Genomic DNA, 8,120 nt, shown 5'->3' with positions numbered 1-8,120 from the left:
GTGGAAACCGGAGCTTTAGCGAAGGTCCCGAGAGTGAAGCGATTCGGGATATAGTAGAAATATGGGATGGGTGTCGGGTTGGACTTGAGGTTGGGAGGTAATAAAAAAGTAAGGAAATCAAGTTTTAGGTGGGTAAATGATGCAATCTTGATCAGTCTCCGTATTTTTCACTTTGAAAAATAATATATAAAAGATGAGTAAAAGATACTGTTTGGCCTTAGACCTGCAAAATGATGCTGAAGGGATTGCCGCGTATGAAAAACATCATAAAGAAATCTGGCCAGAAATTGCACAAAGTATTCAAGAAAGTGGCATCCTGTCCATGCAGCTATACAGATGGAAGACAAGACTTTTCATGATAATGGAAACGGAGGATGATTTTTCTTTTGAGAAGAAGGCTGAAATGGATGAAAAAAACCCAAAAGTTCAAGAGTGGGAAAGCCAGATGTGGCAATATCAGAAAGCTTTACCCGGAACCTTACCTGGAGAAAAATGGCAATTGATGGAGTTAATATTTGATTTGGATAGTTAAAATTATTTCACTGATAATCAGTTTTTTATAGCTTTTTAATGCGAAATTAGTTTATTTTAAAAAGTAATGAATTAACTTTAAATAAATGAGTTTGCATCATTGTTGTTAATTTTAAGTAAACCAAAAGTTCTTAAGTCGTGCCTTACAAAGAGAAAGAAATAGAAAAGAAGTATTACTCCATTGGGGAGGTTGCCGCTATTTTTAAGGTAGCCCCTTCACTTATCCGGTATTGGGAGGGAGAATTTGACATCATCAAACCCAAAAAAGATAAGAAAGGTAACAGAAGATTTACAAAGGATGATATAGAGAAGATCAGGTATATTTATCAATTGGTGAAAATCAAAGGGTATACCCTTCAAGGAGCTCAGGAAGTAATTAAGGGCAATCAGGAAAAAGTTTTTGACAAGGTAGCCATGGTTGACCGTTTGCATCAGATCAAGCGTTTTTTAATTGAAATCAGAGATACCATGCATGTCAGCAGCGATCAATGAAGATATACAGTATGAGCTTGCGCTAAATTTTATTCCTAAGATCGGTCCATTGATCTTCAGGAACATCATTGCATATACAGGTTCAGCGCGCAATTTTTTCGAAATGCCCTCAGGAAAGGCTCTAAAAATCCCAAGGGTAAGCAAGGGGCTTTTGTCTCTCAGAAAAAATAAAGATATATTTTTAAGGAATGCAGAAGAAATCATCTGCAATTGTCAGAAAAAAGGAATTACAATTCTCAGTTTTTCTCATAAGGATTTTCCAACTAGACTGAAGTTAATGGACGATTGTCCTATGGTACTTTTTGTTAAAGGGAAAGTTAATTTCAACGTGTCACGCACAGTAGGTATAGTGGGCACCCGAAATGCCAGTGATTATGGCAGGAGCATCACCAAGAAAATTGTAGATGATTTAAGCCCTTACTCTCCATTGATCATCAGCGGATTAGCTTATGGGATAGATATAGAAGCCCACAGGGCAGCTTTATCTAACCAATTGCCTACTGTGGCCATTTTAGGTTCATCAGTAGACCAAATCTATCCTTCTATCCACAAAAACACAGCCCTTGAAATGATGCAGGAAGGTGGTTTGGCTGGTGAATACCCACCCGGAACAGTGATGCACCCCAGTAATTTCCCAAAAAGAAACAGAATTATTGCAGGCCTTTCTGATGCATTGATAGTAGTGGAAGCTGCCCAAAAAGGAGGCGCCTTGATTACAGCAGAAATTGCTTACAGCTACAATAAAGAAGTATTTGCTGTGCCTGGCAATTTGCAGGCTACCTATAGCGAAGGCTGCAATCAGCTGATCAAACAAATGAAGGCATCCATATACACTGGCCCAAAGGACTTAGAGGAGGCCTTATCCTGGTCAAAAACGGGAAGTGCTGAAAATGATAATAAAATAAATGTCTTGGATTTGGAGAAATTTGAAGGCGATGAAAGAAAGATTCTCAGTCTGCTAAAAGACAAGAAAGAAATGGAGATTGATCAATTGGCATTGCTTACTCAAATATCAATCTCAACTTTAGCATCAGTACTTTTAAACCTTGAATTTGAGGGTATTATAAAATCTTTTCCTGGTAAAAAATATAGGTTGATGGTTTGATTGTGTGATTGTCAAATAGTTTAATTGAACTGGAAATTGTTTAAGGTTAAATGTTAATTGTTAATTGTAGGGGCAGAGGAAATTTAATTGATTAATTGTTTAACTCAAAAAGGCGACCTGCCCGCCCAGATTATCCAGTTGGACGTAATTCGTCAATCGTAATTCGTAATTGGATTAACTGAACTGGAGATTGAGGATGGGTTTAATTGATTAATCGATTAATTGTTTAACTGATCACTCATAGTGATGCGAAAGAATATGGTTAATGAATGATCCTGAAGGGCCCGCCCGGATGACATCCAGTCGGACGGGATCAAATGTTTATTAGCCCCGGGTAGCCACCCGGGGTAAAGAGGCGGTTAATGATGGTTTATTTTTGGCCGCATAAAGGGTAATGGTGAAAAAGGCTTTTCGCCAAAAACAGGGAAGGGAGATAGTGAGGAGTGATTAGTAGAGAATTGGAAATTGAAAATGAAGAATTTTGAATATCGAATATCCAATGATGAATCCACCTGAAGGTCGGACAGGTTTCGAATAATGAAGTGATAGAGGGTGAAGTTATAAAAGCAGTGAGACACTCACTGCGGCGAGGGTACAGCCGGAGGAAGGCTAAAGAGCTGAAAGCTCAATACCAAGGGTCCGAAGGCACAGCCATCGGGGACAAGACGTTCAATTGTGTAATTGATTAATTGTTTAACTGATCCCTAGTAGTTATCCAAAAGAATATATATAATCGATATTTCGACAGCCTCCAACAAAACATCTGTGATTATCCCGAAATCGGGATAGGTTCTGTCCCCCTCAGGAATTATACAAATTTTTCAACCACAGGTAAAATGGATTTTTAACCGTAAAAAAACCTTTGGGGTTTTTAACTCCCCAAAGGTTATTTATTTCTAAGACTGCCTAGAATCTTCTGGGCACAACACCCCTGCCCGAACTGTCAATTACTTCATCCAATTCGTAGTCTTTACCTTTCCCCCACCTCAATAATTCTTCTATGGTGTACTCCTCAGTGGTATCCATATCCTTTACTTTAAAATTATCTCCTGACAGCCTAGCTAGAATCATCAATCTTCGCATTTCTCCATTATTTTGGAAATCATATACTCTTCCTACCCGCAGGTTGTCCAATGCTATTGCCATCTCTGTATTTAAATTTCTATTTCTAAACCCTGCAAAAACCAAAAATCCATCAAGGCTTAGGTATGTGTTTCAATGTAGTTTTTCCCCAAAATTTCGGAATAATTGATATCGGTATTTGATTCAGTGAAGATAAATCCCAATCAAAAAACTCAGGCGTCATCTTTTATTATGACACCTACAGCTTCAAATGCATATTCTTTTTTTGGCGATGTGATTGATTCAATCTCTTCTACAGATTTACCTGCATCCTCAGCATAATGTCTTAGGGTTTCAACGTCTGTAGTTTTCTTACTAGCTACACCTTCAATGACAACTGGATAGCCTTGAGAGTTTGTAGGTACGAAAAAACCATAATCCTTGAAAGTGACCCGCATCGTTTCGCCATTGGGAAGGTCTAGGGTCATCCAGCATCCTTTATTCGCACAAACTTCCCTGATTTCACCCATTACTTTCCCATGGAATTCTTCCTCTTCCTCCAATACTGTTACCAAGGTGGTGAGTGGCGTGATTTCTGACTCATTGATTGTTGCACCAAAAACTCCCACAGGAATGTCTGTCGTGAGTTCTTCATGCGTCGTATCAGTATCATTTGATTTATTCTGCTCACATGCAAAAACAGTACATGCAACTGCTGATAAAATGAGGATGGACTTTTTCATAATTTTTTCTTTAAAACTAAATACACTTAGCCTAATAATCAAATGAACCTTTGCAACTTACTTCAGCTTGTCAGCAAAGACTTGCTTGAATTTCTCATATTTTGGTCTAATGACTACCTGACAATAGGGCTGCATCCCATTATCTTTATAATAATTTTGATGGTAATCTTCTGCTACATAAAAGTTGCTGAACGGTGTTATCTCAGTCACAATTGGTCTGGGAAAAGCCTTCGACTCATCCAGTTTTTCTTTAAGGATTTTCGCCTGCTCTTTTTGGGCTTCAGAATGGTAAAAAACAGCTGATCGGTATTGAGGACCTACATCTGCCCCTTGCCTATTGAGTGTAGTTGGATCGTGTGTAGACCAGAAGATTTCCAAAATATCCTGAAAACTGATCACATTAGGATCGTAGAAAAACTGTATCACCTCAGCATGACCAGAAGTACCTGAAGTCACCTGTCGGTAAGCCGGATTGGATATATGTCCTCCACTGTATCCTGATTTGACTTCGGTAACACCCTTTAGGTCTTGGTAGATGGCCTCTATACACCAAAAGCATCCTGAGCCAAGAGTTGCGATTTCCATGCCTTCTGGTACGTCAACTGTCGTTTGTGGTATGTCTTGCATATTTTTTTGTTTTTGAGATGAAGTCTGCCCACAAGCTGTACCGGCATAAATGAAGAGGGGCAATAGAATGGAAAGAAGCTTCATGTTGTTTTTTCTTTTAAGAACAAACAATGTATCAAAGAGTTTCCCTTATACCTGAAATCCTTACAGATCCTTCAGGCTTTTTTCCTAGATCCAAAGGTTTACCATTGTGGGTAACACTAATTTTCCCCAACCTATATAGTTGCATCATTTCAGTCCTAACCTCTTCCATAAAATATTCCCAGGCATTTGGATACATCCACTTCACTACCTCCGAAGGACAGAAAGCGCTATTTCCTTTCATACGTATCATTTCCAAAATGGCCAAGCGAAGTATGTTGGGTTCGATGTAGTTTTTCGGAAAATCCATTTGGGTTAAAGTTTTATCCGGACATCCACAATTACAGCAATATCCAAATTAAGAATAATTATAGAATCAGGCCAGAACCATACCAAGTCCTCCACTTAAAATATCTAGAATAGAAATCTACTCAGTATAATATTGATAAGCAAAAAATAAGCACAAGGCTGACTACTCCTCATTTAGAATTTTGAAAAAAGGAATCAAAAATCAATTGCAAACCATTATAAAGGCAGGCGGGAAATTTTTGAGTGTGAAGTGAGTCTCTATTTCGTTGAAGTAGTTTTTAAACTGATATCTCAATAAGTAGGAATAACAGATTTGAATAAACTTTCCTTCCTGAAGGAGATAATCTCTACTTTTTTCACAAATCTCTTTTCGGGTAGGCTTATCGATCAGACTGAAGGGAAGAGAGGAAAATATAAGGTCTGCCTTGGTTCCATTCAGGTATTTGTCAATGTTTGCGGCTGAGTCATTGATAATCTTGATATTAGATTGTGGATAAGCTTTTTCCATTTCTTTACAGAAATACTCATTCACCTCAAAAACCAGAAGTGTGGTGTCCTTATCCATTTTCTCAATGATTCCGGCTGTGATACTTCCATCACCTCCTCCAAGCTCTACAATAGTTTTTGCGCCAATAAAATCAGCATAGGATAGCATTTTGTCTACAAGGGGCTTGGAGCTAAAGGTAATGGCTCCGGTAGTGGAGATATTGGTATATAACTCTTTTAATAAAGTGCCTTTATTTCGCATAATAATTGTTTAATTGTGCAATATAGGTATTTTCGAAAAAGATTTAGCGGTAAAAAAGATTAAGCATCAGAATTCATTTCAATTGGTTAAAATGTACAATAAATGTCGTTTGCTTAGGTTGTTTTGACTGGATTTCATATGGCTTGGACTCCAAATAAAGTTATTTCAATTGGCAAAAGTCACTGAATCCTATACGCCAAGTGTATCAAAATGAAACCTGATAAATTTATAAAGCCCCAATAAAAAAGAGTAGCATTTTATATGTCCCACAGCACCCCAATAGGTTCTAATTTACTGGAAACCATCCGAAATGGATTTATCAGGTTTTGGAAGTTAGGCCTTTCATTTATTATACTTATTATACTGCTTCGCTTTGTCGAAGTGCTGACTGTTTTCAGTATCCATGATTTGGACAAAAGTCAAGTCTATATTTTTGCCCAAGGCCTAGTTTATGACCTTGCCTGGGCATTCTACATCTTGGGCCTCTTATTTTTCATTCACCTGATCAGTAACCTGTATTTCCCAAGGTTTGCCAACATTTTCGTACAGGTTTGTATGACTATATTGATTTTGCTGCAGGCAGGTTTGTTTTTTTACTTCACCAAAATGCTCTTGCCATTGGGGCAAGACCTATATGCATATTCCTTTAATGATATCATATCCACCCTCAAGGCTTCAGGGGAGCTTAATGCCTTGAACATCATTTTGATATTGATAGGATTACCCATTGCCTATTTCATTACGGGATTTGGAAAGTGGATCCCAGTCTCATTCAAAGTAGCAAAGGTGTTTGCCATCACTTGTTACCTCTATATTTTACTTTTTTATATCCTTGGATTTGATCAAAAAAAATACAGCTCTGAGCTTGACAATTTTCTTGTGGTCAACAAATCTTACTATTTTTATGATCAGTCGTACAGCTATTTCACATCCCAAAATTATCTGTATTTTGATTTTTTCCTCGCTGATAAAGGAAATGAGCAGCTACTGGTTCAAAAGCAGTTCGTAGACACCAATTATCCTTTTTTACATGGGAATGATTATCCCGATGTTTTGGGCCCTCATTTCGAAGAGTTTGACGAGCAGCCGGATATCGTTTTTGTCATTATTGAAGGAATGGGAAAGGCTTATTCAGGTGAAGATGCGTATTTGGGAAGTTTTACACCATTCCTGGATAGTCTAAGTGAACACAGTCTTTACTGGAAAAACGGGATGTCCACCACAGGTCGGACTTTCGGGGTATTGACAGGTATATTTGGATCACTGCCATATGGGAGAAATGGTTTCATGGAGCTTGCCCCTGATTTACCAAGTCACTTTACATTTCTTTCACTGATGAAGCATAATGGGTACTTTACCAATTATCATATCGGAGCGGATAAAAATTTCGACAATGTGGGTACATTTTTAAGTTACCAAAAAGTAGATAGGATTTTGGATTTGAGTTCTTTCGATGATGATTTTGAAGAAACTCCTTCCAAATCGGGGTTTTCTTGGGGATATCCTGACAAGGCTATGTTTGAAAATGGAATGAGGAAATTACCACGGGATCCTGATCAATTGCAAGTCAGTATATTCCAAACCCAGACTTCCCATGATCCATTTATCATACCCAATGAAGAAAAGTACTTCAGTATGCTTTCTAAGTATTTGGCTGAAACACTCAAAATACCAAGTAATCAGGTAGAAAATTACATGAAATACAGGAGCATGTATGCCAGTTTACTCTATGTAGATGAAGCCATCAAGGAGTTTTTTGAAGAATACAAAACTATGCCTAGGTATGAAAATACCATCTTCATTCTGACAGGTGATCATAGGTTGCCCGAAGTACCTATGTCCTCTACCATCGACAGGTTCCATGTCCCTATTATTATTTATTCGCCCAAACTCAAAGAACCCCGACGATTCCATGGTGTGAGTACTCATTTTGAAATCACGCCATCGTTGTTGTCAATGCTTTCGAACAGGTATGAGATGAACCTTCCTCCCATGGTCTCTTGGAAAGGGTATGTGATGGATACCTCAGCAGTGTTTCAATCCAGGATTTCCAACCCTTTGATGCGGAATAAAAATCAATTGATCGATTACATTTCAGAGGAGTATGTATTGTCTGATGATCAATTGTATAAATTATCCGATAATATGAATTTGGATCCCATATATGACAATGCCATTAAGGATAAGTTGAAAGCGGAGTTTGAAAATTACAAAAGTTCCAATCGTTTTGCTACTGAAAATAACCAGATAATCCCGGATAGCCTCAGGGTATATTTACCACAATAGATTGGGGAGGAGTGGGTTTTGGGGGATTTTTTAATTGTGTACTTGCCTGCCGTAGGTAGGGTTGTTTAATTGATAAACTGAACTGGAGATTGGTAAAGGTTAAAGTTAAATGTTAAATGTTAATTGTTAAATGTTA

General features: G+C 37.9%; 9 protein-coding genes. 4 read left to right on the top strand and 5 right to left on the bottom strand.

Annotation, left to right across the window (positions count from 1 at the left end; all coding sequences use genetic code 11):
- Positions 1-193: 193 nt before the first annotated feature.
- From EA341_RS17130 to dprA, 3 genes are all read left to right on the top strand, one after another.
- Positions 194-532 carry an L-rhamnose mutarotase gene (locus tag EA341_RS17130; RefSeq protein WP_293016392.1) on the top strand — a complete coding sequence of 113 codons (339 nt, stop codon included), beginning with the start codon at positions 194-196 and terminating at the stop codon, positions 530-532.
- Between the two features lie 137 nt (positions 533-669).
- Positions 670-1,023 (top strand): MerR family transcriptional regulator, encoded by a 354-nt coding sequence (locus EA341_RS17125; protein ID WP_293016391.1) that lies wholly within the window; start codon positions 670-672, stop codon positions 1,021-1,023.
- Positions 1,004-2,128: a DNA-processing protein DprA gene (dprA, locus tag EA341_RS17120; protein WP_293016390.1), complete on the top strand. Its 1,125-nt coding sequence runs from the start codon at positions 1,004-1,006 to the stop codon at positions 2,126-2,128. The genes EA341_RS17125 and dprA overlap by 20 nt, the downstream gene beginning before the upstream one ends.
- Before the next feature lie 906 nt (positions 2,129-3,034).
- On the opposite strand, the gene EA341_RS17115 is transcribed toward dprA, so the two are convergent.
- The 5 genes from EA341_RS17115 to EA341_RS17095 form a co-directional block, all read right to left on the bottom strand.
- Entirely contained in the window at positions 3,035-3,274 is a 240-nt protein-coding gene (locus EA341_RS17115) for a hypothetical protein (protein ID WP_293016389.1), read from the bottom strand.
- 149 nt (positions 3,275-3,423) lie between these two features.
- Positions 3,424-3,933 carry a DUF4920 domain-containing protein gene (locus EA341_RS17110; RefSeq protein WP_293016388.1) on the bottom strand — a complete coding sequence of 170 codons (510 nt, stop codon included), beginning with the start codon at positions 3,931-3,933 and terminating at the stop codon, positions 3,424-3,426.
- 57 nt (positions 3,934-3,990) lie between these two features.
- Positions 3,991-4,644 (bottom strand): peptide-methionine (S)-S-oxide reductase MsrA, encoded by a 654-nt coding sequence (gene msrA / locus EA341_RS17105; protein WP_293016387.1) that lies wholly within the window; start codon positions 4,642-4,644, stop codon positions 3,991-3,993.
- Positions 4,645-4,675: 31 nt separating this feature from the next.
- Positions 4,676-4,951, bottom strand: coding sequence for a DUF3253 domain-containing protein (locus EA341_RS17100; RefSeq protein WP_293016386.1), 276 nt, complete (start codon positions 4,949-4,951; stop codon positions 4,676-4,678).
- A 201-nt stretch (positions 4,952-5,152) separates the two neighbouring features.
- Positions 5,153-5,698, bottom strand: a complete 546-nt coding sequence (locus tag EA341_RS17095; protein WP_293016385.1) for a methyltransferase — start codon at positions 5,696-5,698, stop codon at positions 5,153-5,155.
- A 261-nt stretch (positions 5,699-5,959) separates the two neighbouring features.
- Between EA341_RS17095 and EA341_RS17090 the strand changes: the two genes are divergently transcribed.
- A complete protein-coding gene (locus EA341_RS17090; protein WP_293016384.1) occupies positions 5,960-7,984 on the top strand; it encodes an LTA synthase family protein in 2,025 nt (674 codons plus the stop codon).
- Positions 7,985-8,120 lie beyond the last annotated feature (136 nt).

The organism is Mongoliibacter sp., assembly GCF_007692705.1.
Taxonomy (GTDB): domain Bacteria; phylum Bacteroidota; class Bacteroidia; order Cytophagales; family Cyclobacteriaceae; genus Mongoliibacter.
This window is presented reverse-complemented; position numbering and strand designations above follow the sequence as displayed.

What these genes read in the sequence shown, in the direction of transcription:
- EA341_RS17130 (WP_293016392.1), top strand. Translation starts at nt 194, where the DNA reads ATGAGTAAAAGATACTGTTTGGCCTTAGACCTGCAAAATGATGCTGAA.
- dprA (WP_293016390.1), top strand. Translation starts at nt 1,004, where the DNA reads ATGTCAGCAGCGATCAATGAAGATATACAGTATGAGCTTGCGCTAAAT.
- EA341_RS17115 (WP_293016389.1), bottom strand. Translation starts at nt 3,274, where the DNA reads ATGGCAATAGCATTGGACAACCTGCGGGTAGGAAGAGTATATGATTTC.
- EA341_RS17110 (WP_293016388.1), bottom strand. Translation starts at nt 3,933, where the DNA reads ATGAAAAAGTCCATCCTCATTTTATCAGCAGTTGCATGTACTGTTTTT.
- msrA (WP_293016387.1), bottom strand. Translation starts at nt 4,644, where the DNA reads ATGAAGCTTCTTTCCATTCTATTGCCCCTCTTCATTTATGCCGGTACA.
- EA341_RS17100 (WP_293016386.1), bottom strand. Translation starts at nt 4,951, where the DNA reads ATGGATTTTCCGAAAAACTACATCGAACCCAACATACTTCGCTTGGCC.
- EA341_RS17095 (WP_293016385.1), bottom strand. Translation starts at nt 5,698, where the DNA reads ATGCGAAATAAAGGCACTTTATTAAAAGAGTTATATACCAATATCTCC.
- EA341_RS17090 (WP_293016384.1), top strand. Translation starts at nt 5,960, where the DNA reads ATGTCCCACAGCACCCCAATAGGTTCTAATTTACTGGAAACCATCCGA.